Origin of the sequence: Pseudoxanthomonas sp. 22568, assembly GCF_052044485.1 — a bacterium.
GTDB lineage: Bacteria > Pseudomonadota > Gammaproteobacteria > Xanthomonadales > Xanthomonadaceae > Pseudoxanthomonas_A > Pseudoxanthomonas_A beigongshangi.
The window spans coordinates 1-24,520 of sequence record NZ_JBQENC010000013.1 but is presented as its reverse complement, the minus strand read 5'-3'; the positions used below and the strand labels follow the sequence as shown (position 1 = coordinate 24,520).

Sequence of the window (24,520 nt, the reverse complement as noted above, 5' to 3'; positions counted from 1 at the left end):
CCGCGAGCTTTTATGGATGGTCTCGCATGTGCGTGATTCCCAGGGACCGGGCCGAAGGGCTCGCGCCGGGGACGGCGCTCCTACCTGGCGGCGGTGGTCGGCGGTGCCGAGGTCGGGGGTTCGGGCTCGGCGGGCGGCTCGGCCGGTGGCGGGGGCGGCGGCTGGGCACGCTCGGCCGCCCGCAGGTAATCGCTCAGGTACCAGCGACCGTCGCGGCGCTCCAGGCTGACCTGGCTGTCGATCTCGCGATTGCCCAACGGATAGTGGATGCGCACGGTGGCGCGGTCGCCCTTCTGCTCGACCAGGCCGGTGCGCAGGTCCGCCAGGGTGGTCTCCAGCGGCAACCCGTAACGTGTGAAGGTCGCCTTGGTCTCGGCGAACACCGGCGCCAGCCGGCGCAGGCTGCCGTCCATGCCGGCGGTACGCAGGTCCGCTTCGCTGGATAGGCCCGCCTTGCGGGCGGCGGCGGCCATCCGGTTGATGGTGTTGCGGGCCAGCGCGGGATCGGCCAGCGGGGCGTCCTGGGCCCAGGCGCTCAGCGCCTCGACCACCTGGGTGTAGTGGACGCGCTGGGTCGGCGAGTACTCGCCTTCCTTCTTCAGGTACTGCACGCCGAACAGGCCCAGCGAGCGCGCGGCGTCGCGCAGATCGCGATCCTGGCGGGCGAACTGGCGGTTGAAGTCGCGCATCAGCGCCTGTTCCGAACCCGGCGCCGAGAACGTGGCCAGCATCGGCACCAGTTGCTGGCTCAGCGGCAGCTCGGTCAGCGGCCAGCGGCTGCGGTCCTCGCGCCAGGCGGTTTCCAGGGCGGCATGGTCCGCCGGCGGCACCGCGGCACGGGCAAAGCCGGCCAGGTCGTCGCGGCGCAGGTGGTCCACCAGTTCGCGCACGGTCGCGGCCGGCTCGCTGCTCGCGCCGGCAAGCTCCTCCGGTTCGCGCTTGCAGGCGACCAGCAGCGTCGCCAGCAACAGCGGTACCAAGACGGGCAGTGCGCGGCGTGCGCGCGGAACGATAGGCATCGGCAGACTTCCCCAAGTCGGGCCGCATCTTGGCCGGTCCGGCGCGGTCGGGGCAAGGGACGCCGGTCCCTGTTTGCGCGCCAGGAGCAAATCCCCCGTCGCCTTCGGCGCCCGCCCCCTTTTTCAAAGGGGGCTACAAGACCTCCCCCTTGACCAGCCATACGGCTGTTGACAGCGAAAAAGGGGGATTGAGGGGGATTTGCTTTCGGCGCATAAAAAAAGAGGCGGCGATCCCGGATGAGGGAACCGCCAGCCTCCTGAAGCCGGCCGAAGCCGGAGGACTATGTGTTGTGGCACATGTCCGGCCGAAGCCGGATGGCGCACAGCCTAGCGCCCAGCCAAACTTAAAGCAATACCTGAGTAAACTGCTTGTAAGTTAATGATTTACATGAGTGATTCGGCGATCTCGCGCTGAATCGCCTCCGCCGCCGCGCGCGGATCCGCGGCTTGGCGGACCGGCCGGCCCACCACGATGGCGTCCGCGCCCAGGCGGAAGGCCTCGGCCACGCCCACCGTGCGCTTCTGGTCATCGCCCACCGGGCCGCCCGGGCGGATGCCGGGGCAGACGATGTCGAAACCCGGACCGGTGGCGGCGCGGATGACGCCGGCCTCCTGGCCCGAGGCGATCACGCCGTCGATGCCGGCGGCCTGCGCGGCCAGCGCACGTTGGACGACGATGTCGGCAGGTTCGCCGTCGATGCCCATCGCCTTGAGATCCTTGCCATCCATCGAGGTCAGCACGGTGACCGCCAGCAGGCGCAGGTCGCCGTCGCGGGCGGCGGCGGCGGCTTCCATCATCCCGGCGTGCCAGCCGTGGAGGGTGCAGTAGCTCACCGGCCAGCGGGAGAGGCCCTTGATAACGCCGGCGATGGTGGCGGGGATGTCGAAGAACTTCAGGTCGACGAAGATCTTCTTCTCGCGCCGCGCCAGTTCGTCCAGCACCCGGAAGTAGTCGCCCGAGGCCAGCAGCTCCATGCCGATCTTGTAGAACTGCACCGCATCGCCCAGCCGATCCACCCAGGCCAGCGCTTCGTCGCCGGTGGGTTCGTCGAGCGCGACGATCAGCCGCTCGCGGGGACCGAGTTGCAGCGGCCGGCCGCTCATCGGGCCACGTCCAGCGCGGCGCGCTTGGCCTGGCTGCGGGCCTCGGCCGGCTGCGCCCAGTCGTTGTTGAACAGCGCCGGCTCCCAGGAACCGTAGGTCGGGTTGGGCAACATCCACCAGCGTTCGCCGAACCAGTCCTCGTATTCGTCGTACAGCTTCTGCCGGCCTTCGGGGGTGTTGACCTCGACCTGCACGAAGTCGCCGATCTGGTCGCCGAACTGCATCAGCACGCGGTACTTCTGCCCGGCCAGGCGGCGGCGGCAGTTCTTCTCCGAACCGTTCTGCTCGCAGCCTTCCACCACCGTGCCCAGGCCCAGGAACACGCTGTCGTCGGCGATCGGCAGGCCGACCGCGCGCAGGTTGGCCAGGGTGGCCTCCTTCAAATGCACCGCGCGGTTGGAGATGTACAGCACGGTCACGCCCTTGGCATTGGCGGCCTTGGCGAAATCGACCACGCCCGGCACCGGCTTGGCCTTCTTCTCGGCCACCCACTGGTCCCAGCTGACTTCGTCGTATTCCTTGCCGTCGCGGATCAGGCGCGCCTGGTAGGGCGAGTTGTCCAGGACCGTCTCGTCCACGTCCATCACCACCGCCGGCTTCAGGCCGGTGGCCGCATTGCCGCGCTCGTCCGGCACCAGCGCGTCCCAGTGCTTTTCCTTCAGCGCCGCGTCCAGGTGGTCGGCGGCGGCGCGGTAGCTCTGCTCGGACAGCGCCTTGTATTCCACCGAGGTCTGCACCCAGGCCACCGCGTTGAGGTTGTCGTGGAAACCGGCCGCGGGCGTGGCGGCGGCTTCGGCCTTCGGCGCGTCGGCGGGCGCGGCCGGAGCCGGCGCGTCGGTGCGCTTGCACGCGGACAGGGTCAGGAGGGAGGCCAGGACACTGGCCGTCAGCAGGGCAGGACGCATCGCGGTTCCATCGAACAGGAGTGGCGCGATTTTAGCCGAGCCCGGTTTCAGCCGCTTTTCCGGGCATCCGGCCACCGGCGGCGCGGGAATGCCACACGGGGGCGTTATCCTGATCGCCATGAGTACCGAATCCGATTTTTCCTCCGAAGCCGCGCCGTCCGCGCCGACCCTCGATGCCACCGAAGCCCGCCTGCTGGGTTGCCTGATCGAGAAGGAGGCCACCACGCCGGACGTCTATCCGCTGACCGTCAACGCCGCCCAGTCGGCATCCAACCAGAAGACCGCCCGCGAGCCGGTGCTGAACCTGGAGCCGGGCGAAGTGAACCGCGGCCTGCGCGCGCTGGAACAGAAGGGACTGGCCCGACAGGTGTTCTCCTCCCGCGCCGAGCGCTACGAACACCGCACCGGCCAGCATTTCAGCCTGCCGCAACAGCAGGTCGCGTTGCTTGGCCTGCTCCTGCTGCGCGGCCCGCAGACCATCCACGAACTGCTCGCGCGCAGCGAGCGGCTGGCGAAATTCGCCGACGCCGACGACCTGCGCCATCACCTGGATCGCCTCGCCCAGCGCCAGCCCGCGCTGGTGGTACAGATTCCGCGCGGCCCCGGCCAGCGCGAGGACCGCTACATGCACCTGCTGTCCGGCCCCGTGGATGTCGCCGCCATCGCCGCGCGCGCACCGGCGGCGTCGGCTTCCGGCGCGTCGGATCTGGAAGCGCGGGTGCAGGCGCTGGAAGCGGATGTCGCCGCCTTGCAGGAACAGATCGCGCAGCTGCTCGCGCAGCGGGAAGCGTAGCGCTCGACGACCACGCACTGAACGGATGGGGTCCAGCTTTCCCGTAGAGCCGAGCTTGCTCGGCTACTCGCAGGCCATGTGGATTTTTGGACTCACCGGCAGCGGAGCAAGCTCCGCTCTACGTGGGCCATGCGGCGTAGAGCCGAGCTTGCTCGGCTGCTCGGGCCATGCGGATTTGTGGACTCGTCGGCAGCGGAGCAAGCTCCGCTCTACGTGAAGGGCAATGCAGCGTAGAGCCGAGCTTGCTCGGCTGCTCGCAGGCCATGTGGATTTATGGACACGCCGGCAGCGGAGCAAGCTCCGCTCTACCGGGTTCAATCCGACGCGGCAAGATCCGGCACCCGCACGAACAGATCCGTCACCCCCAAATCCACCCCCATCTGCGTGAACAGCGTCGTGATCTGCCCGCGATGATGGGTCTGGTGGTTGAAGAAATGCAGCAGCGTGCCATCCAGCGGACGCAGGAACGCATCGCCACGCAGATTCAGGTATTCCAGCGGCACCGCCAACGTCGCCGCATCGAGCGTGTCCACCCACGCGACGATGACCCCGTCCAGCCATTCGCGCCGCGCGCGCAGCGCGGGTAGATCGACGCAGGGCCGCGCATCCAGCACGCGCGGGAGTTCCAGCGCATCCATCGGCGCCAGGATTTCCGATCCCGAAGCATGCTGGCGGAAGCGCTTCAGCCAGATCGTGTCGGCCACCACCAGATGGCTCAGCGTGCCGAAGATCGACCCGAAAAAGGCACCGCGATCCGCCGTGACCTCCGCTTCCGGCAAGTCGCCGGCCAGCGCGTACAGCCGCTCGTTCATCCAGCGGTTGTAGCCGGCCAGCAGCCGGAACGCGCCCGCCAGCTCGCTCATTGCGGGCGCCGGCTGCTGCGCAACAGCAGCAGGCTGCCGATGACGGTACCGATCAGGGACGCGCCCAGGCCGAGCATGGTCGCGATCCAGAGTTCCCGCGGCCACGGCACCATCGCCGCGTCGCCCGCCAGCAGATGGCGCAGCACCACCGCCGTCGGCACCGCCAGCGCCGCCCACAGCCACACGCGCAGGAAACGCCCGGTCCCGAACGCACGCAACAGCATCGCCACCACCGCCACGGCGGCCAGCCCGGGCGTATACAGCGCGGCCGGCAACACCGCCTGATCGGCGGGCAACTGCCAGTACTTGAAGCCGATACCGATCAGCGCGATGGCGAATCCGATCGGCAACCAGACGGGACTGGAGCGGGTCATGGCGACACCTGGGGAGGACTGCGTGAAGCCTACCGAGGTGGGCGAACGGGCGCCACCTCGTCCAAGGCAAGGGAGTGCGTCCGGGTGAACGGCAAACCTACCCGCGTCATCCCTGCCGACACTGCGCCCTGTCGCTCATCACGACGGGCGGAATGCTCAGTACTTGCCGCCGTTCAGCTCGCGGAACGCGACTTCATAGACGCGGAAACGTCCGTCGTACGGAAGCATGACGATCTCGCGCAACAGTGATTCCTTGGGAAACTTGTATACCAGTCCCATTCCCAGCTTCTCCATCGTGCGGACTTCCATGTCCGGCGTGTGCCGGACCAACTGGCCCGCCACACCGGTCGCCGGGGAAAAGAAGGCGGCCAGGAACTCCGGGTCCGGGGATTCGGAGAAATCCGCGTAGCGGCGCCGGATGTCCAGCGTCTGCTTTTGCCTGTAGATCTCGACGTCCGGCCTCAGCACTGAAAGCAGCCGATCCCGGTCACCCGAAAGGATCGCATCCCGGAAAACGGACCAGCATTCCTCTGGCGATTCGTCAGCGCTCAGGAATGCCTGGCTGCTGTAGATCAAGATGCTGTACAGCCGCCCTTGCCTGTCCACTTCAACCGAATAGTTCTTCCCTTCGTAGGACCAGCGGGTGGTCCCGGCTTCCGGAACATCCGTCTGCTCCGAGGGCTTGCCCAGCCGCTCCAGGACAAGTTGCTGCGGGTCGCCCAGAAACAAACCCTTGAAAGGAAGCGCGTCCGCCGACGTGCCCGTCAACTGGATGCTGCCAATATTGTTGAATGACACGGGATCCTGACGGAACACCATGTACGCGTCCTTCCCCAATCGATATGCGCGCGCCGCCGAATTCTCACGCTCGGCAAAAGGCTCGCCCAATTCCGTGCTGACGATGATATGAAACTGCTGCAGCCGCCAGCCATTGAGCTCGCTGACATCATCGCCGGCGACCCCCCTTGGTGATGCGCCAAGCAGGCAGAAGCCCAGCCACAGCACGACCCGTGTCCGTCGCGACATTTTCCGTCCTCCCCGTCCCTCGGGGAGCAGCATACTTCAGCTGTCAAACAACGCCTGAATCGCCGCCAGCCCCGCGCTCGCGCGTTCCTTCTTGCGCTCCGCATCCGCCACCGGATCCGCGCCGTCGCGCTGCAACTCGGCGGCGGGCAGCTCGTCCAGGAAGCGGCTCGGCATCAGCCGGATGCGTTCGCCGAAGCGGCGGGTCTCGCGGCTGTGGCTCAGCCACAGCGCCTGCTTGGCGCGGGTGATGCCCACGTACATCAGGCGGCGTTCCTCGGCCAGGTTGCCTTCTTCCACGCTGATCTCGTGCGGCAGGGTGCCGTCCTCGCAGCCGACGATGAAGACATAGCGGAACTCCAGGCCCTTGGCCGCGTGCAGGCTCATCAGCCGCACCTGGTTGCCGCCGTCGTCCTTGTCGTTGCGCGACAGCAGCGCCAGCTGCGCGGCAAGATCGCCGACGTTGCCGCCGCGCGGTCCGCCGTCGAACCAGTCCGCCAGCTCGTCCAGGTTGGCGCGCCGGCGTTCGAAGCCGGCCTGATCCTTGCTCTGCGCGCGCAGATCGGCCAGCAGGCCGGAGCGCTCGACCAGCCGCAGCAGCAGTTCCTTGGCCGACAGCGTCTTGGTGTGATCGCGCAGATCCCGGATCACGTCGTTGAACGCGCTCAGGCCGTTGGCCGCGCGCGCGGGCAATGCCTTGAGCACGGTCATCGACTCGGCCGCGCGCGACATCGGCATGCTCGCGTGCTGGGCCATCTCCGCCAGCTTGGCCAGCGAGGTGGTGCCCACTTCGCGCTTGGGCGACTGTACCGCGCGCAGGAACGCCGTGTCGTCATCCGGATTGGCGACCAGCCGCAGCCACGACAGCGCATCCTTCACTTCCTGGCGCTCCAGGAACGCGGTACCGCCGGTCAGGTGATAGGGCACGCGCAGCAATTGCAGCGCTTTTTCCAGCACGCGCGACTGGTGGTTGCCGCGGAACAGGATGCAGAAATCGCTCCACGGCGCCTCGCGGGCCGTGTGCAGGAACGAAATCTCGGCGGCCACCTTCTCCGCCTCGTGCTCGCTGTCGCGGCACTCCCACACCCGGATGCGATCGCCGTCGGGCTGGTCGCTCCACAGCTTCTTCAGGTGTTCGTGCGGGTTGTTGGCGATCAGCGTGTTGGCCGCGCGCAGCACCCGGTTGGAGCAGCGGTAGTTCTGCTCCAGCTTGATGATTTCCAGCTTGGGATAGTCCTTGGCCATCTCCAGCAGGTTGTCCGGGTTGGCGCCGCGCCAGGCGTAGATGCTCTGGTCGTCGTCGCCCACGCAGGTGAAATCGCCGCGCGGGCCGGCCAGTTGCTTCAGCAGGCGGTACTGGGCGTCGTTGGTGTCCTGGCACTCGTCCACCAGCAGGTAGCCGATGCGCTCGCGCCAGGCCTTGGCGATCTCCTCGTTGCCTTCCAGGATCTGCACCGGCAGGCGGATCAGATCGTCGAAGTCCACCGCGTTGAAGGTCGACAGGCGCGCCTGGTAGCGCGCGTACAGGCTGGCCGCCTCCTGTTCGCGCGCGCTGCGCGCGGCGGCCATCGCCTCCTCGGGCGACAGGCCGGCGTTCTTGGCGCGCGAAATCAGGTTCTTGGCCGCGTCGATGGCGTCGGGCTTGGCGCCGGTCATCAGATCCTTGATCTGCGCGGCCGCGTCGTCGGCGTCGAAGATCGAGAAGCCGCGCTTCAGGCCGGCCGCCGCGTGCTCGATCTGCAGGAACTTCAACCCCAGCGCATGGAAGGTGCACACGGTCAGGCCGTCGGTCACGTCGCTCTTGAGCCGCTTGCCCAGGCGCTCGCGCATTTCCTTGGCGGACTTGTTGGTGAAGGTGATCGCGGCGATGCGCTTGGCCGGCATCCGGCCCGAGGTGATCAGGTGCGCGATCTTCTCGATGATCACGCGCGTCTTGCCGCTGCCGGCGCCGGCGAGCACCAGCAGCGGTCCGTGCACGTGCTGGACCGCGGCGCGTTGGGGAGGGTTGAGGCCTTGCATGGGGGCGCTATTGTAGGGCCAAGGCCGCCCCGCATCGGGGTCCGGAACGGCTCGAAACAGAAAATTTTCACATTGACATCCAGCCCCGCATCGGCGGGGCAACGGCGGTCGCGCCGCATCCGTTCCACGGTCGCCCACTAGACCGTCATCCCGGTTCGCGTGCTTTCGGACGATTCCGATGGGGTCGCACCGGCTGCCGTGGTCTCCTCCCATTGTCACGTGACGCACTCTTGTTCGTATCCGGGGATCGCGCCGCGATGGCACGAATCGATACCCACGGAGTCAACGGATGCACCGGCCCACATGGCATGGCGCACGCAAGTGCGCGGAAGGCTTCAGCCTCGTCGAACTGATGGCGACGACCGCGTTGCTCGCCCTCCTGGGCGCGATGGCGATGCCGTCGCTTGAAAACCTGATCAACGGCAATCGCCTGGCGAACGCCAGCAACGAGATGCTCGCGTTCCTGAATGCGGCGCGCCTGGAAGCCGTCACCCATCACACGCGGGTCGACCTCTGCCGCAGTGCGGATGGCGAGCGTTGTTCGGACGACGCGCCGTCCCCGGCCGGCTGGATGGCCTATCGACCGGAGGGCGACGGGATCGAGGTGGTGGCCGCCACCCGGATGGATGGCCGCATCGTCCTGCAACTCAATCAGGCCGCGGCGGGCTGGACGGGATACGACGCCGACGGCCGGATCCGCACCCGCCCGCAGTTCCTGTCTTCCGGCCGCATGCGCCTGTGCATTCCGACGACCCGCCCGCGCGACAACATCCGCGACGTGACGATCCGCGCCAGTGGCCGGGTCGAAGTGACCGCCTCCAGCGGCAACGGCGAATGCCCGTCACCGTCGGACTGACGGGACGAAGACCCAGCCAACGAAGCGCGGGCCCGCGCACGCCGCGTGGCGACGACCAAGCGCCCGACGCACCCGCGTTCCGGTAACGCCGAAACTGCCGGCGACGCATCGCCCACCGCGTGACCATCGCCGCGTTTGCGTGCCTTTCGGAATCCTCCGATGGCCTTGCCATCGCGTTGACGATTCCATTTCCGGTTCGTGGGCGCCTGCCGAAAAAGTCGAAGGCTGCGCCCGGTGCAGGGGAATCGTTCCCGTGAGTGGTTACACGGTGGAGAGCGCAATGGGTTTGAAGCGACGGAGTGGCGCGTGTCCCGATGCGGCGCGCAACGCGGCGGGCTTCACGCTGATCGAACTGGCGGTGACCATCGCGGTGCTGGCGATCCTGCTCGCGATCGCGTCCCCGTCCTTCGAAACCCTGATCAACCAGAACCGCCTCGGCGCGGCCAGCAACCAGGTGATCGCCACCCTGCAGACCGCGCGCGTCGAGGCCATCCGCCAGAACCGGAAGGTGATGATCTGCGATTCCGCAGACGGCGCCCAATGCCGATGCTGCGAGCGCAGATGGCGCGGCCTGCTGCTCGCCCAGCCCGAGGGGGAGAGCGGCAGCCGATCGCTGGCGTTCACGCAGTTCAATGCGCCCGTCGAGTTCATTCCCGGGGCGGCGTCCAACAGCAACTACTGGGAACACCGGATCGCCTACCGCGCGGATGGCCGGCCGGCGAACGGACCCTGGCCGTCGTTGTCCGGCCCGATCACGCTGCGGGTCTGCATTCCCACCACCCGGCCCGCCAACAACATCCGCGACGTGGTGCTGCATCCCAGCGGACGCGTGGACGTGAGGGATGCCAACGGCGGTGGCGCCTGCCCCTTCCCCGACACGACGCCGAGCTGAGATGCGCATGAGGGTCCATCAACGCAAGCACGCGGAAACACGCCCGCCCGCGCGCCACAAGATGACAGGCGCCGGATTGCTCGAAGTGCTGGTCGCGGTGCTGGTGCTCGGCATCGGCCTGCTCGGCGTGGCCGCCACCCAGAGCGTGGCGCTGAAGGCCAACCAGGTATCGGCGATGCGCTCCCAGGCCATCATCGAAAGCTACGGCATGCTCGATGCGATCCGCGCGGCGATGCCGCCGGAAGCGCTGACTTCCTCTTCCGCGCGCGCGACGTTCCTGGCCGCCTACCAGTTGCAGCGGACCTGCAACGCCAGTGCCGGCGCCGCCGGCACGCTGGCCGGCAACGATCTGCGCGAATGGGTGAGCACGCTGCGGAACGATCTGGGGGAGGGCGCCTGCGGCACCGTCGCCTGCAATCCCCAGAGCGGCGAATGCGCGATCACGGTGGAGTGGGACGAATCGCGCCTGCCCGGCGGCCAGTCGGGCAACACCCTCACCATCAAGAGCCGCCCATGAGCGCCGGTGCGTTCCCGTCCCTGCCGCGCATGTGGGCCCGTCGGCGCCGGACCATCGCGATGCCGCCCGCGTCGATGGCGGGCCTGTCGCTGATCGAACTCATGATTGCCGTCGTGCTTGGCTTGCTGGTCGTGCTGGCCGCGATCGGCCTGTTCACCAGCAATCGCGCCGTCTACGACAGCACCGAGGCGCTGTCGCGCATCCAGGAAAACGCCCGTGCCGGATTCGAACTGATGGCGCGCGACCTCCGCGCCGCGGACGGCACCGTGTGCCGGACGCCCGTCGACACAAGCACGGCGGCCGCGGCTGCCTCGCCGGAAAAGATGCCGCTGATCCGATGGGCGGGCACGGGTGGATTGGGCCTCTGGGGTGATGGTCTGCGGGGAGGGAGCAACGGCTTCGGTGATGTCATCGAACTGCGCTCGGCCACGGCGGGAGCCGTACCCATCGTGACGCATATCTTCAACGAACTGCGTCTTGCCGACTCGCCCCGGTTCAAGAAGGCGGACGAACTGCTGGCCTGCGACAGCAACATCGGTTATCTGCTGACCGCGACCGGGGTCAAGGGGAACACCGTCTCTTATATGGAGGCGCCCTGCAACGCGTCACCCGGTGGCAATTGCGACGCGACGCAACCTCTTCTCGACCCTGCGCGCCGCCCGGCCTTCCTGGCCCCGGTCGCCGCGATCCGCTGGGAGGTCGGCGCCAACGCGCGTGGCGGTCGGTCGCTGTATCGCGTGGCGTCGGGCTTCGGCTCCGGCGACGACAGGGCGGAAGTCATCGATGGCGTACGCACGCTGACGCTGAGCTACCTGCTGCCCGGCAAAACCCAATACGTCTCCGCCGCCCAGGTCGGCACGGAGTGGAAGGCGGTGCGCGCGGTGCGTGTCGCACTGGAACTGGAAGCCTCGCCGGGCGGCGGCGCCGGCAACGAAATCGGCCGCCGCATCGTGCACATCGTCAGCCTGCGGAACCGCAATCCATGAGCCGGCGCCGACGTCCGCCCGCGCCGCCGCGAACCATGTGCACCCGCCAGCGGGGCAACACCCTGCTGGTCGTGCTGGTGCTGCTGCTGGTGATGACCCTGCTGGCACTGGCCAGCCTGCGTATCGGCAACCTGGAAGAGCGCATGACCGCCAACCTGTTCGATCGCGGCCTGGCCTTCCAGGCCACCGAGGCGGCCCTGCGCGAAGGTGAGGCGCTGGCACGGTCGTCATCGACGCCGCCGGCCGCGGGGACCTGCACCGATGGCCTCTGCGGAAAGCCGCAGAGCGTGCTGACGGAAGAACAGCTCACCGACTTGTTCAAGACACATGCCCTGAAGGCAAGCCCGCTGGAAAAAAACACATTGGCCGTACCCAATCCGGACGCCGTCCGCTATCTGGTCGTGCATCGCGGACGCGCCGAGGCCATCCGCGGCTGTTCGAGCGTCCTGGGCGCCAGCGGCGGCATCAAGGACCCGCTGTGCCTGGTCGAGGCCTACCAGGTCGAGGCCCGCTACGAGGCCCCCGATCGCGCAGCCGTGACGCTGCGATCAGTGGTGCATGTCCCCGCGCCTTCTTCCACTTCACCGTAGCCGGCTGCGATGAGACCAAGAACCCTTTGTTTGCGTTTCCGGTGCGACTCCCGCGTTTTCGCGGGAACCGCCGCCTTCCTGATCACGTTGCTGTGCGCGCCGGTACGGGCCGCGATCGACGATGTCCCGATTCCGGCCAATCCGCTGGTGTCAGGTTCGACGGTGGCGCCGAACGTCATGTTGCTCCTGAACAACTCGCTGCCGGCGACACGGCTTGTCGATTACAACCGCACATGGTTTGGCAAGAGCGTGATCAGAACACGTGACGACAAGCTTGGCAAATACCATGTCATGAGGAGCGAAAGCCTGGATGTCTCCTATAAATACAACCTGCTCCACTATGACCCGCGGGTGACCTACCGGCCCTGGGTGCGTCCGGATGGCAGCCGCTACCCGGACATGGATCCGGCGAACACCTACACGGATCTGGATCTGGCGGTGCCCGCGTACGACCGGACCCTCGGCAGGTTCGCCGAAAGCCCGCGCGGGTCGCTGTACGACTGGGACCCGCATGATCCGAACCAGTTGACGCCGAAGGAATACGGGCTGCTCGGGCGGCCGTTCTACGTGTTCGATCCCAAGGGCAACGACATCAGCGACCTGCTCCAGTACACGCTCTACCGGCTGGTCAATGCGAACAAGGCGTACCGCTGCACGACGGTGGAAATGGGCCATGACGGCGTCTGGAAGAAAACGACCTATTTCTGGATGGAACAGGGGAAGTGCGAGCTGGTATCGGACTTCTCCTGGACAACTGAGGACGGACGCACGATCCGGCGATCGCTGGCCGAGGAATGGAGGAACTACGCCAACTGGTACGGCTATCACCGCACCCGGTTGAAGGTCGGCAAGGCCGCCGCGGGCGAGGCCTTCAGCCAGTTGCCGGAGCACTACCGCGTCGGCTACATGAACCTCGCCACCGGCATCAAGGGGATCGAACTGCCGATCCCGGTGAATTCGGATGGTGGACGTTTCCGCGACAAGTCCGGCGTGTCGTCCAACCGCAGCGCCTGGTTCAGCCGGTTGTATGGCGAGCGGGCTACGCAGACGATGACGGTGTTGCATACCGCGCTGCAGAACGTCGGCGACTATTTCTCCCGCAGCGATGCCGACGGGCCATGGGGTCCGGGCAACCCTTCGCAGCAGGCCGCCTGCCGGCAGAACCACGTGATCGTGGCGAGCAACGGTTTCTGGGAAACCCCTCCGCGGCACTATCGGCCGGTTGGCGACATCGACGGTACGCCCGGCGAGGAGATTCATGGACCCGACGGCCGCCGCTACCGGTATCAGCCCGGCCCTCCCTACTCCGACAAGTACACGAACACCCTGGCCGATCTGGTGATGCACTACTGGAAAAACGACCTGCGTCCGGATCTGCCCAACAACGTCCCCACGTCCGATGCCGATCCGGCATTCTGGCAGCACATGGTGGTGTCGGCCATTTCCATCGCCAATCAAGGCTACTTCACCACCGCCGATCTGCCCCTGCTCAGTGCCGGGCAGAAGTCCTGGCATGACCCGCATGAGTCCAAGGACCGGACACATCGGGTGGATGACCTGTTCCACGCAACCATCAATAGTCGCGGCCTGTTCGTCAGCGCCAAGTATCCCCAGGATCTGGTGAAAGGATTCACCGAAATCCTCGACGAGGTGGAGGAACGCAACAGCTCGGCCAGCAGTATCAGTTTCAACGGCACCGAGCTGAAGAAGGGAAGTCGCACCTATGTGGCGAACTTTACCTCGAGGTCGTGGACCGGTGATCTCAAGGCCTATCCGGTGACGGCGAGCGGCATTTCCGGGGAGCCGATCTGGAACGCGGCCGCGAAAATTCCATCGGTCTGGTACGAGCGCAAGGTATTCACTTCCGGGGACCCGGGCACGGGAGGCCGCCACGCCGCCAGGACCTTTCCGACGCCCGCGCAGGGCAGGGCCCTCACGGGACTGGTTGCTGCCTGGATCCGCGGCGATCGGAGCCAGGAGGGTAAAGGACTACGCGCCCGGACCAGCCTGCTGGGCGACATCGTGCACAGCTCGCCGCTGCACGTGAAAACGGCAAGTGCCGAAGCGGTCTTCGTCGGCGCCAACGACGGCATGCTGCATGCGTTCGATGCCGCCACCGGCAAGGAGATATTCGCCTACGTGCCCGGCCTGCTGGACATGGCATCGCTGAAATACCTCGCCCAGGCGGAGAAGTACCGGCATCGCTACTACGTCGACGGTCCGTTGGTGGCCGGACGCATCAACGGCGACGAGGTCACCGTGATCGGCACGCTGGGACGTGGCGGACGCGGGGTGTACGCGGTTTCGTTGAACCTGGCCAAACCCTCCAGCGCGCCCGCCGGATGGGAGTACACCGATGACGAGGACATGGGGATGGTGCTGGCGCGCCCGCAGATCCACCGCATCGCCGACCAGCAAACATCGAGCAGAACGGTGGCGCTGGTCGCCAATGGCATCAACAGTGCCAGTGGCCGGGCGGCCCTGTACGTGCTTGATGCGGAAACCGGCAAGCGGATAAACAAGATCGAGGCAGGCAATGAAACCGGCAATGGACTTTCCGCCTTGACCGTGCTGGATCGCGATGGCGACGGCCTGGTCGACACCGCGTATGCCGGCGATCTTCGTGGCAACGTGTGGCGGTTCAATCTGGCGGGTACCGCCGGTAGCTGGCGGGCCAGCCGGATCTTCACCGCCACCAATGCGGCCGGCCAGCGCCAGCCGATCACCGGCGGCGTCGGCGTCGCCCTGCACCCCGCCACCCATCAGCCGTGGGTGTTCTTCGGCACCGGGAGCTATCTCAGCGCAGAGGATGCCGCCGACGTGTCGACACAGAGCTGGTATGGCGTGGAGGATCGGAGTGGTGCGGTCAGCCGGGATCAACTACGTGCGAGGCGCATCGTTGCCAGCAGCACCATCGGCGGAAAACCCGTGCGCGCCTTCGCCAAGGCATCGGCGAACGACATGATCGGCAAGCGCGGCTGGGTGGTCGATCTTCAGACACCGGGCACCCACGCCGAGGGCGAACGCATGGTCGGCGAAGCGCAGCAGGTGATCGGCGGCCGTACCCTGATGGCGTCCAGCATGATCCCGGAAGGCGGCGGTTGCGGCGGCGCCGGGCGCGGTTATCTCAACGCAATCGACGTCTTCACCGGCGGCGCCACCTCGAATCCGTTCTTCGATATCAATGGTGATGGCCGCTTCGATGGAAAGGACAATCTCGGTGGCACACCGGCGGGGTCGATCGATCTGGGCCTGGGCATGGTCTCCGATCCGGGCATCCTGCTGGGCGATCTGGTGCAGGGGAGCAACCCATCCCTGGCCTGTGTCGGGGGCGCTTCCGGCACTACCGGCTGCGTACCCCTGAACCTGCAGGGCATGGGACCACGCTACGGGCGGGTGTCCTGGCTGGAGTTGATTCGGGATTAGCGCCGGAAGGCGCCATCCACCCGCGCGACCGTGCCATCAGTAGGAGAGACAGTGGCCGGCATTCCTTCTAGGATTTGGACACCGGATTCAAGGGAAATTATCAGGATGATGCACAAACGACTTTGGCTGCTGGCCATGTTGCTGCCGATATCCACCGCCATGGCGGCAGACAAGAAGCCGGCCGCGCCACCGGATCCGACCGCCGATCCCCTGATGATCACCGCCGGCTTCCTGACCCATCACCCGGACATGAAGTACCGCCTGCTGGGCATGGAGGCGTTCAAGGCCAAGAAGTATGAAGACGCGATGCGCTTCTTCCGCCGCGCCAGCTTCTATGCCGACAAGCCCTCGCAGGGCATGGTCGCGGAAATGCTGTGGAACGGGCAGGGCGCGCCGCAGGACAGGGTGCTGGCCTACGCCTGGATGGATCTGGCCGCCGAGCGCGGCTATGCCGGTTTCCTCGGCCTGCGCGAGCGCTACTGGAGCGCCCTGACCGAGGCCGAGCGCGAGCGCGCCGTCAGCGAGGGCCAGGCCATCTATGCCCGCTTCGGCGACGCCGCCGCCAAGCCGCGCTATGAAACCCAGCTGCGGCGCGGCCGCATGCAAATCACCGGCAGCCGCACCGGCTTCGCCGGCAACGTGCAGATCATCGTGCCCGGCCCCGGCGGCGAGCAGACCATCGACGGCAGCAAGTTCTACGACCCACGCTACTGGGACGCCAAGAAGTACTGGGCCTATACCGACCAGGTCTGGGCGAAACCGCGCATCGGCCGGGTTTCGGTGGGCGAGGTGGAACAGGTCGAGGAACTGCCGCCGGCCCCCAGCTCGCGCGTGCCGGAAACCACCCCGCAGATCGACGCCCCGGAACCGGACGTGCCCGACGAGCCCGCGCCCGTCAATCCCTGACGGGCCGGCCATGCGCGGCAGTAGAATCCGCGCATGGCCAAGCTCTACTTCTACTACTCGGCGATGAACGCCGGGAAGACCACCACGTTGCTGCAATCCGCCCACAACTACCGGGAGCGGGGCATGCGCGTGCTGATCCTGACCCCCCGCCTGGATGATCGCGCCGGCACCGGCGTGGTCGCCTCGCGCATCGGCCTGAAGGCCAGTGGCACCGCCTTCGTCCACGACACCGATCTGGAAAGGCTGATCCGCGCGGATCTTGCCGAACACGGCAAGCTCGACTGCGTGCTGGTCGACGAGGCGCAGTTCCTGACCAAGCCGCAGGTGTGGCAGCTCAGCGAGGTGGTCGACGCGCTGCGCATCCCGGTGCTGTGCTATGGCCTGCGCACCGACTTCCGCGGTGAACTGTTCGAAGGCAGCCAGTACCTGCTGGCCTGGGCCGACGAGATCGCCGAAATCAAGACCATCTGCCACACCGGCAAGAAGGCGATCATGACCGTGCGCGTGGACGAGGAAGGCCGCGCGGTTCAGGATGGCCCGCAGGTGGAAATCGGCGGCAACGACCGCTACGTCTCGGTCAGCCGCGCCGAGTTCAAGCGCATCGCGCGCGGCGAAAGCCGCATCGAACCGATGCAGGCCCCGCTACCCTTGTAGAGCCGAGCTTGCTCGGCTGCTTTGTCCTGGAGAAGCCTAAAAGCAAATCCCCCTCAATCCCCCTTTTGCAAAGGGGGAAGCAAAGCGTTTCCCGAGCGTTGGAGCCGCTGGTAGCCCCCTTTGAAAAAGGGGGCGGGCGCCGGAGGCGACGGGGGATTTGCTCTTGGCGCGAACAGCAAATCCCCCTCAATCCCCCTCAATCCCCCTTTTACAAAGGGGGAGGAACAGCGGGTTTTCGGGCGCTGAAGCTTCCTGGTAGCCCCCTTTGAAAAAGGGGGCGGGCGCCGAAGGCGACGGGGGATTTGCTCTTGGCGCGAAAAAGAAAACCCCACTTCGCTCCCCTTCAACAGGAGCGAAGATCCATCCCCAACCTCAAATGCACCGCGCCCGAATCCGCGCAATCTCCCGCGGAATGACACCACCATCCGGCTGCGCGGTGCGCAGTTCGGACAGCAGCGCGTCCAGATCCCGGCGGCCACGCTCGCGTTGATCGCGTTCGCAGCGCAGCTCGGCGGCGTAGCCGCGCGCGCTCCAGCGCAGTTTCGGGATCTCGCTGCCTTCGCCCTTGCGCACGGCCAGCGCGTCCATCCGGCGCAGCGCTTCGTTGACCTGGCCGGTGCGGCCCAGCTGGCGGGCCAGCGACAGCTCGGCGAACAGCGTGCGCGGATGGTCGGTGCCGTAGCCGATGCGGGTCAGCTTCTCGGCGCGATCGAAGTACTCGCTGGCCGCGGCCAGATCCCCGCGCGAGGCCAGCACCTCGCCGATCAGGCGATCGGTTTCGCCGACCAGCGCATGGCTGGCGCCAAACAGTTCGGCGCGCAGTCCGCGCGCTTCCTGCAACGCGGCCAGCGCCTCGTCCTCGCGGCCGGCGCTGTGCAGCACCATGCCGTAGTTGTAAAGCCCGCCGGGCAATTGCTGGCGGCTGTCCGGGCTGCGCCAGACCCGCACCGCGCGTTCGATGTCGGCGACGGCGGCATCGGTGTCGCCCAGTTCCCAGGCGATGATGCCCAGCGAGTTCCAGCTGGATCCGGTTTCGCGATGGGCCGGTCCCAGCGCATTGATCGTCTGTTCGTGCAGCTGGCGCATCTGCGCGTTGGCTTCGGTGAAATGGCCCAGATCCACCTGCACCGCGCCCATCTGCCGGCGCACCGCCAGGGTCGCCGGATGGCGATCACCGTGGATGTCGCGGGCCAGCGCGAGTGCGCGCCGGTAGTGCATCAGCGCGGTCTGCGAGTCGCCGCGGATCCGGTACAGGCTGGCGAGACTGCGTTCGATGTCGACCGCCAGCGGATGGCGCTGGCCGTCGTACTGGCGCAGGTGCACGAGCGCGGCGTTGAAACCGCGGATCGCGCCATCGGCATTGCCCATGTCGCTTTCCAGTCCGGCCAGGTCGTACAGGCTCTCGGCGACGCCGGTCTGATCACGCAGGCCGCGACGGATCAGCTGCGAGCGCAGGAACAACTGGCGCGCGGTCTGGCGGTCGGCGACCGCGCGCCGGCAACGCCCGTCCTGCGACAGGAAATCGGCGGCCTGTTGCGGCAACTGGATCTGCAGGCGGCCGATGTCCGCTTCCAGCCGGATCATCGCGTCGATGCAGTCGCGCTGCCGCCCCAGCAGGGCCAGCACGCGGCCTCGCTGGGTGGTGCTTTCCAGGGTCAGCGCGGGCGCGTCGCTGCCTTGCAGCAGGCGCTGTTGCCGGTCCAGCAGGTCCAGCGCCTCGCGGTAGTCGCCCAGGCCGATGCGCAGGCGCGCGATCACGCCCAGCAGTTCGGCGTGCGCCAGCGGCTGCCGGGCCAGTTCGCGTTCGCCGCGACGCTCGCCCGCCACCAGCAGTTCGCGCGCGTCGTAGGTGTTGCCGCGCTGCGCGCTGCCGGCATTGTCGAACAGGCCGATCACGAAGTTCTGCATCGCCTGCGCGCGCGCGGCCTCGCGCACCGCCTGCTGGCTCTGCCACAGGCTGGCGCCGAGCGCGGCGACCAGGATCAGCGCGGTCACGCTGCCGGCGGCCAGCGCCCAGCGATGGCGGGAAATGTACTTGCGCGCGCGATAACCCAGGCTCTGCGGCCGCGCGTGCACCGGTCGCCCGTCCATGTGCCGGCGCAGATCCAGCGCCAGCGCTTCCACCGACGGATAGCGTTGTTCCGGCGACTTGGCCAGCGCCTTCAGCGCGATGTTGTCCAGATCGCCGGACAGCTGGCGGCCGTGGCGGCGCGCGTTCGGGCACTCGGTGCGCCCGCCGCCGGTGGTGCGCTGCGCGGCCACCGAGGGCTTGAGCGGTTCCACCGCCAGGATCGCTTCCTCCCACTCCGCATCGCTCTGCCGGCGCAGCCGGTACGGCTTGGTGCCGGCCAGCAGTTCGTACAGCACCACGCCCAGCGAGTACACGTCGGTCATGGTGGTGACCGGTTCGCCGCGGATCTGTTCTGGCGCGGCGTAGTGCAGGGTGAAGGCGCGGACCTCGGTGCGCGCGTTCACCGGCGCGGGCTCGCTTTCATCCAGCAGCTTGGCGATGCCGAAGTCGAGCAGGCGCACATTGCGGTCCGGCGAGACCAGGATGTTGGAAGGCTTGAGATCGCGATGGACGATCAGGTTGGCGTGGGCGTGGCTGACCGCCTCGCAGACCTGCAGGAACAGGCGCAGGCGATCGTCGATGGACAGCGCGTTGACCTGGCAGTACTCGGTCAGCGGGATGCCCTCGACATACTCCAGCGCCAGGTAGGGCTGGCTGCCCTGGCTCACCCCGGCGTCGAGCAGGCGCGCGATGTTGGGGTGCTCCAGCCGCGCCAGGATTTCGCGTTCGCGGGTGAAGCGCAGGCGCAGGTTGGGATCGGCCAGGCCCGGGCGCAGCAGTTTCAGGGCGACCCGGCGCTGGTACAGGCCATCGGCGCGTGAGGCCAGCCAGACCATGCCCATGCCGCCTTCACCCAGCAGGTCCTCCAGCCGGTAGGGGCCGATGAGCATGCCGGGCTGCAGCCCGCTCTGGGGCTTTTCCAGCAGCGGGGCTTCCATGAAGCCCTCGCTCTCATCCTCCAGCGCGAGCAGTTTCTCCAGCTCGATCGCCAGCTCCGGATCCTCGGCGCGAATCGCATCCATCCGGTGCGCGCGCGCGTCCGGCGCCAGTTCCAGCAGGACATCCAGCAGGGGGGAAAGCTGTTTCCAGCGTTCGACGTCCACGATGGACCGCCGTGATCAGGGTTCCTGCATCGTCGACAGCAGGAACATCCGCGCCTTTTGCCAGTCGCGGCGGATGCTGCGTTCGGAGCGCTGCAGGAGCTCGGCGATTTCCAGTTCCGACAGACCGGCGAAGTAACGCAGTTCCACCACCTTGGCCAGGCGTTCGTCCGCCTGCGCCAGCTGGTCCAGCGCGGCGTTCAGCGCCAGCAGGTCCTCGTCGAGTTTCAGGTTGCCTTCGACTTCCTCGGGAATGTCCGCGACCCGCTTGAGGTCGCCGCCGCGCTTGCGCGCCAGCCGGCTGCGCGCGTAATCCACCACCACGCTGCGCATGGAGGAGGCGGCATAGGCGAAGAAGTGCGCGCGGTCCTCGAACTTGGCCGTTCCGGTGGAACCGATCAGCTTGAGGTAGGACTCGTGGACCAGCGCGGTCGCGTCCAGGGTGTAGCCATGCTGGCCCGACAGCTGGCGGCGGGCCATGGTGTGCAGTTCCTGGTAGAGCGTGGCCAGCACCCGATCCAGCGCGGCGCGATCGCCGTTGCGGGCCGAATCCAGCCAGAGGGTGATGTCTGAAGCGTCCGCCATGTGCTTTCCCCACAAGTCAGGCGGCGAATATAGCCCCAATTGTGAATAAAGGCATTCGGGAGAAGGTCCCTGTCACTTCTGGCAGTGGCCGCACCAGACGGTCGTGCGCTGGCCGATGCTGGCTTCCTTCATCGGCCGCCAGCAGCGCGGGCAGGGCTCGCCGCCGCGCCCGTAGGCCGACAGTTCCTGCTCGAAGTAGCCGGGCGCCCCGTCCGGGCTGATGAAGTCGCGCAGGGTGGTCCCCCCGCGGGTGATGGCGTAACCGAGGATCCGCTTGACCGCGTCGGCCAGGGCCACGTAGCGCTCGCGCGAGACCTTGCCGGCGGCGCGCAGCGGCGAGATGCCGGCCAGGAACAGGCTCTCGGCCGCGTAGATGTTGCCCACCCCGACCACCACGCCCTGGTCCATCAGGAAGGTCTTCACCGGCGCCTTGCGGCCACGGCTGAGTTCGAACAGGTAGTCGCCGTCGAAGGCGTCCGACAGCGGTTCCGGCCCCAGCCCCTGCAGGAGGGGATGGATCTCGCCGGCCGGCTGCCACAGCAGGCAGCCGAAGCGCCGCGGGTCATTGAAGCGCAACACCCGCTGCTGCCCGCGCGGACCTTCCACCGCGATGTCGACATGATCGTGCGCACGCACCGGCGTATCCACCGGCAGCACCCGCAGGCTGCCGGACATGCCCAGGTGCAGCAACGCGCTGCCGCCGTCCACATCCATCAACAGGTACTTGGCCCGCCGCCGCACCTCGGCGATGCGCTGGCCGGGCAGCTCGCGCGCGATCTCCGGCGGAATCGGCCAGCGCAGATCCGGCCGGCGCAGCGTCACCTCGCGGATGCGCCGTCCTTCCAGATGCGGGGCCAGACCCCGGCGGGTGGTTTCGACTTCGGGCAGTTCGGGCATGGGGAAACCGGTGCGGCCGGGAAGGAGAGGCGATGACGATCAGATGGGGATGCGGAGCGTCACGGCAAGGTCCGCTTCAATCCAGCCCCAGCACGAACCGCCCACCCTCACGCCGCACCTGCAACGGCCCGCCATAGGCGGCGGACAGGTTTTCCGAGGTGAGGATGTCATCGGGTGCGCCGTCGGCCATCACGTCGCCGGCGCGCAGCAGGATCACGCGCTGGAATTCGGGGACGATTTCTTCCAGGTGATGGGTGACCAGCACCAGGGTGATGCCCTGGCGCGCGAGATCGCGCAGTAGTTCCAGGAAGTGGCGCTGGGCGATCAGATCCAGGCCGGCCGTGGGTTCGTCCAGCAGCAGCGCCTCGGGCTGGTGCACGAGCGCGCGGGCGATGAGCACGCGGCGCATTTCGCCGGTGGACAGTTCGGCGACTTCGCGGTCGGCCAGCGCGGTGGCCTCGACCGCCGCCAGCGCGCGGCGGGCCTGCGCGCGCATCTGCGCGTCCACCTCGCAATGCGGCGGGATCACGAAACTGGAGAAGAAGCCAGTGACGACCGCGTCCTCCACCCGCAGCTGCGGCATCTCCTGCAGGTTGCGGGTGAGGTCGCTGGTGACCACGCCCAGCCGGGTGCGCAGTTCGGCCACGTTCCAGCGGCGCAGGCCGAACACCTTGACCGGCGCGTCGCCTTCACGGGCGAGTGGATACAGCTCGCGGTTGATCAGCTTGATGAAGGTCGACTTGCCGCAACCGTTGGGGCCGAGGATGACGGTGTGCTGGCCCAACGGGATGCTCAGGGTCAGCTCGCGCAGCACGCGGACGGAGCCGCGGATGACGGTGGCGCGATCGAGTTCGAACAGGGGCGCCGGCGCGGGCGCGGCATCGGGGGCGAGGGACATCGGCGGGGCTGTCTGGGGGAGTGGAAGCGGGATAGACTCGGCGCCAGTCCAGGGAGGGAACCGACCATGCGCCGCATCCGCCTCGCCGTCCTGCTGCTCTGTCTTTCGGTGGCATTCCCCGCGTTCGCGCAGTCGCCCGCCATCGGCGATCCGGCACCGACCGTGCTCGGCAAGGGACGTGACGGAAAGATAGTCGATCTGGCCGAACACCGGGGCAAGGTGGTAATCGTGACCTTCTGGGCGTCCTGGTGCGGTTACTGCCTGAAGGAACTGCCGGTGCTGGACGCCCTGCAGAAGAAGGTCGACCCCCAGTGGCTGCAGGTCATCGCGGTGAACGTCGAGGACCCGCCCGCCACCTACCGGCAGATGATGCGGCAGATGCGCGATTACAGCCTGCTGCAGTCCCGCGACCCCAATGGTGACATCGCGCGCACCTACAGTGTGAAGGCCTACCCGAATCTGTGGGTGATCGACACCCAGGGTCGTATCGCCAGCCATCACGTCGGCTACGGCGAGGACTCGCTCGAGTCGATTGTGGGCGAGATCAAGCGGGTGCTGACCGAAGAAATGCACCGCCAGGAAGCGGCCGCGGCCGCGGCGAAATCCGCCAGCTGAACACCATTCGGCGGCGTCGGGTGAAATCGTCACGTGCAGGCCGCATGATGCGCTGACGGCACCGGACCCCACCGGCGCCGGTGCCTTCCGGAGCGCTTTCCATGTCCGACTCGTTGCTGCAGTTCCTGATCGGAGGCCTGACCGGCCTGGTCTGGTGGGAGCTGTTGATCGTGCTGCTGGTCTTCACCCAGCTGACCATCTTCTCGGTGACGCTATACCTGCATCGCAGCCAAGCGCACCGGGGCGTGGATTTCCATCCGGTGCTGAACCACTTCTTCCGGTTCTGGACCTGGCTGACCACCTCGATGATCACCAAGGAGTGGGTCGCCATCCATCGCAAGCATCACGCCAAGGTGGAGACCGAAGAGGATCCGCACAGTCCGCAGACCAAGGGCATCGGCAACGTGTTCTGGCGCGGCGTGGAGCTGTACCGCGAAGCGCGCGGGCAGCGCGCCGACATCGAGCAGTACGGCAAGGGCGCGCCGGACGATTGGATCGAGCGCCATGTGTACACCCCGCACGCCAACCTGGGACCGACCTTGTTGCTGCTGATCAACGCCACCCTGTTCGGCCTGCCCGGCGTCGCGCTGTGGGCGATCCAGATGGCGTGGATTCCGTTCTGGGCGGCGGGCGTGATCAATGGCCTGGGCCACTGGTGGGGCTATCGCAATTTCGAATCCTCCGACACCTCGACCAACCTGACGCCATGGGGCGTGTGGGTGGGCGGCGAGGAGCTGCATAACAACCATCACGCCTTCCCCAGTTCGGCACGCTTCTCGATGCGCCGCTGGGAAGTGGATATCGGCTGGATCGTGATCAAGGGCATGGAGAAGGTCCGGCTGGCGAAAGTGTTGCGGGTGGCACCCACCCTGGACATTCGCCCGAACATCGCGGTGCCCGACGCAGACACGCTAAGGGCGCTGCTGTCGCACCGTTTCCAGGCCATGACCGACTACCAGCGCAACGTGCTCAAGCCGGCGCTGAAGGAAGAGGCCGCGCAGGCGGGCGCCAAGCTGCGCGCACTACTGCCGCGCAAGCTGCGTCGTGGCCTGGTCGACGACGGCCGCTGGCTCAAGCCGGACGCGCGCGAACAACTGCGCAACTGGGTCTCGCAGCGGCCGCGCATCAGCGCGCTGGTCGAACACCGCGCGCGCCTGTCGGCGCTGCTCGAAGCCCGCAGCCATGATGCAGCGGAGCGGTTGAAGGCGTTGCAGGCGTGGTGCCATGAGGCCGAGGCCAGCGGTATCCGGGCGTTGCAGGAGTACTCCGCGCGGTTGAAGGGGTATGCGCTGGCGCATTGAGGTTTGCGGCGAAGAGCCAATCCCCCTCAATCCCCCTTTTTCAAAGGGGGAGGAAAAGCGGGTTTCCGAGCGCTGGAGTCTCTTGTTAGCCCCCTTTTCAAAAGGGGGCGGGCGCCGTAAGGCGAC

General features: G+C 67.3%; 22 protein-coding genes. 11 read left to right on the top strand and 11 right to left on the bottom strand.

Features of this window, described 5'->3' with window-relative positions; translation table 11 throughout:
- Window positions 1–80: 80 nt before the first annotated feature.
- From ACTJI2_RS15585 to ACTJI2_RS15575, 3 genes are all read right to left on the bottom strand, one after another.
- Complete coding sequence (locus tag ACTJI2_RS15585) at window positions 81–1,019, bottom strand: hypothetical protein (RefSeq protein ID WP_440842659.1); 939 nt, start codon at window positions 1,017–1,019, stop codon at window positions 81–83.
- A gap of 384 nt (window positions 1,020–1,403) precedes the next feature.
- A complete protein-coding gene (pyrF, locus tag ACTJI2_RS15580) occupies window positions 1,404–2,123 on the bottom strand; it encodes an orotidine-5'-phosphate decarboxylase (protein WP_440842658.1) in 720 nt (239 codons plus the stop codon).
- On the bottom strand, window positions 2,120–3,028 hold the full coding sequence (locus ACTJI2_RS15575; RefSeq protein WP_440842657.1) for a 5'-nucleotidase, lipoprotein e(P4) family: 909 nt from the start codon (window positions 3,026–3,028) through the stop codon (window positions 2,120–2,122). The genes pyrF and ACTJI2_RS15575 overlap by 4 nt, the downstream gene beginning before the upstream one ends.
- Window positions 3,029–3,146: 118 nt before the next feature.
- On the opposite strand from ACTJI2_RS15575, the gene ACTJI2_RS15570 reads away from it, so the two are divergent.
- The gene (locus ACTJI2_RS15570; RefSeq protein WP_440842656.1) at window positions 3,147–3,821 is read left to right on the top strand and encodes a YceH family protein; all 675 of its coding nucleotides are present in this window, start codon (window positions 3,147–3,149) and stop codon (window positions 3,819–3,821) included.
- A gap of 314 nt (window positions 3,822–4,135) precedes the next feature.
- Here the strand turns inward: ACTJI2_RS15570 and ACTJI2_RS15565 are convergent, their stop codons facing one another.
- The 4 genes from ACTJI2_RS15565 to ACTJI2_RS15550 form a co-directional block, all read right to left on the bottom strand.
- Complete coding sequence (locus tag ACTJI2_RS15565; protein ID WP_440842655.1) at window positions 4,136–4,684, bottom strand: DinB family protein; 549 nt, start codon at window positions 4,682–4,684, stop codon at window positions 4,136–4,138.
- A complete protein-coding gene (locus tag ACTJI2_RS15560) occupies window positions 4,681–5,058 on the bottom strand; it encodes a hypothetical protein (protein ID WP_440842654.1) in 378 nt (125 codons plus the stop codon). The genes ACTJI2_RS15565 and ACTJI2_RS15560 overlap by 4 nt, the downstream gene beginning before the upstream one ends.
- 156 nt (window positions 5,059–5,214) lie before the next feature.
- Window positions 5,215–6,063 carry a hypothetical protein gene (locus ACTJI2_RS15555; RefSeq protein WP_440842653.1) on the bottom strand — a complete coding sequence of 283 codons (849 nt, stop codon included), beginning with the start codon at window positions 6,061–6,063 and terminating at the stop codon, window positions 5,215–5,217.
- Between the two features lie 57 nt (window positions 6,064–6,120).
- A complete protein-coding gene (locus ACTJI2_RS15550; RefSeq protein WP_440842652.1) occupies window positions 6,121–8,100 on the bottom strand; it encodes a UvrD-helicase domain-containing protein in 1,980 nt (659 codons plus the stop codon).
- A gap of 289 nt (window positions 8,101–8,389) precedes the next feature.
- On the opposite strand from ACTJI2_RS15550, the gene ACTJI2_RS15545 reads away from it, so the two are divergent.
- The 8 genes from ACTJI2_RS15545 (at window position 8,390) to ACTJI2_RS15510 (ending at window position 16,927) form a co-directional block, all read left to right on the top strand.
- Entirely contained in the window at window positions 8,390–8,956 is a 567-nt protein-coding gene (locus ACTJI2_RS15545) for a GspH/FimT family pseudopilin (RefSeq protein WP_203322088.1), read from the top strand.
- A 280-nt stretch (window positions 8,957–9,236) separates the two neighbouring features.
- Window positions 9,237–9,848, top strand: a complete 612-nt coding sequence (locus tag ACTJI2_RS15540; RefSeq protein ID WP_318288045.1) for a GspH/FimT family pseudopilin — start codon at window positions 9,237–9,239, stop codon at window positions 9,846–9,848.
- 7 nt (window positions 9,849–9,855) lie between these two features.
- On the top strand, window positions 9,856–10,365 hold the full coding sequence (gene pilV / locus ACTJI2_RS15535; protein ID WP_318288044.1) for a type IV pilus modification protein PilV: 510 nt from the start codon (window positions 9,856–9,858) through the stop codon (window positions 10,363–10,365).
- Window positions 10,362–11,351, top strand: a complete 990-nt coding sequence (locus tag ACTJI2_RS15530; protein WP_318288043.1) for a hypothetical protein — start codon at window positions 10,362–10,364, stop codon at window positions 11,349–11,351. The genes pilV and ACTJI2_RS15530 overlap by 4 nt, the downstream gene beginning before the upstream one ends.
- Window positions 11,348–11,941 (top strand): pilus assembly PilX family protein, encoded by a 594-nt coding sequence (locus ACTJI2_RS15525; RefSeq protein ID WP_318288042.1) that lies wholly within the window; start codon window positions 11,348–11,350, stop codon window positions 11,939–11,941. Before ACTJI2_RS15530 ends, ACTJI2_RS15525 begins: the two co-directional genes overlap by 4 nt.
- Window positions 11,942–12,232: 291 nt before the next feature.
- Complete coding sequence (locus ACTJI2_RS15520) at window positions 12,233–15,367, top strand: pilus assembly protein (protein ID WP_318288041.1); 3,135 nt, start codon at window positions 12,233–12,235, stop codon at window positions 15,365–15,367.
- Window positions 15,368–15,475: 108 nt separating this feature from the next.
- Window positions 15,476–16,273, top strand: a complete 798-nt coding sequence (locus tag ACTJI2_RS15515; protein ID WP_318288040.1) for a hypothetical protein — start codon at window positions 15,476–15,478, stop codon at window positions 16,271–16,273.
- Between the two features lie 33 nt (window positions 16,274–16,306).
- Window positions 16,307–16,927, top strand: a complete 621-nt coding sequence (locus tag ACTJI2_RS15510; RefSeq protein ID WP_183639713.1) for a thymidine kinase — start codon at window positions 16,307–16,309, stop codon at window positions 16,925–16,927.
- Between the two features lie 372 nt (window positions 16,928–17,299).
- On the opposite strand, the gene ACTJI2_RS15505 is transcribed toward ACTJI2_RS15510, so the two are convergent.
- The 4 genes from ACTJI2_RS15505 to ACTJI2_RS15490 form a co-directional block, all read right to left on the bottom strand.
- Window positions 17,300–20,101, bottom strand: coding sequence for a protein kinase domain-containing protein (locus tag ACTJI2_RS15505; RefSeq protein WP_440842651.1), 2,802 nt, complete (start codon window positions 20,099–20,101; stop codon window positions 17,300–17,302).
- Window positions 20,102–20,116: 15 nt separating this feature from the next.
- Complete coding sequence (locus tag ACTJI2_RS15500) at window positions 20,117–20,683, bottom strand: ECF-type sigma factor (RefSeq protein ID WP_183639709.1); 567 nt, start codon at window positions 20,681–20,683, stop codon at window positions 20,117–20,119.
- 72 nt (window positions 20,684–20,755) lie between these two features.
- On the bottom strand, window positions 20,756–21,580 hold the full coding sequence (gene mutM, locus ACTJI2_RS15495) for a bifunctional DNA-formamidopyrimidine glycosylase/DNA-(apurinic or apyrimidinic site) lyase (protein ID WP_318288038.1): 825 nt from the start codon (window positions 21,578–21,580) through the stop codon (window positions 20,756–20,758).
- A 76-nt stretch (window positions 21,581–21,656) separates the two neighbouring features.
- A complete protein-coding gene (locus ACTJI2_RS15490) occupies window positions 21,657–22,478 on the bottom strand; it encodes an ABC transporter ATP-binding protein (RefSeq protein ID WP_183639694.1) in 822 nt (273 codons plus the stop codon).
- A gap of 66 nt (window positions 22,479–22,544) precedes the next feature.
- Here ACTJI2_RS15490 and ACTJI2_RS15485 point away from each other — a divergent pair, with 66 nt between their 5' ends.
- Both ACTJI2_RS15485 and ACTJI2_RS15480 read left to right on the top strand, forming a co-directional pair.
- Window positions 22,545–23,093 carry a TlpA family protein disulfide reductase gene (locus ACTJI2_RS15485; RefSeq protein WP_192198315.1) on the top strand — a complete coding sequence of 183 codons (549 nt, stop codon included), beginning with the start codon at window positions 22,545–22,547 and terminating at the stop codon, window positions 23,091–23,093.
- A 101-nt stretch (window positions 23,094–23,194) separates the two neighbouring features.
- Window positions 23,195–24,394 carry a DesA family fatty acid desaturase gene (locus ACTJI2_RS15480; RefSeq protein WP_318288037.1) on the top strand — a complete coding sequence of 400 codons (1,200 nt, stop codon included), beginning with the start codon at window positions 23,195–23,197 and terminating at the stop codon, window positions 24,392–24,394.
- Window positions 24,395–24,520 lie beyond the last annotated feature (126 nt).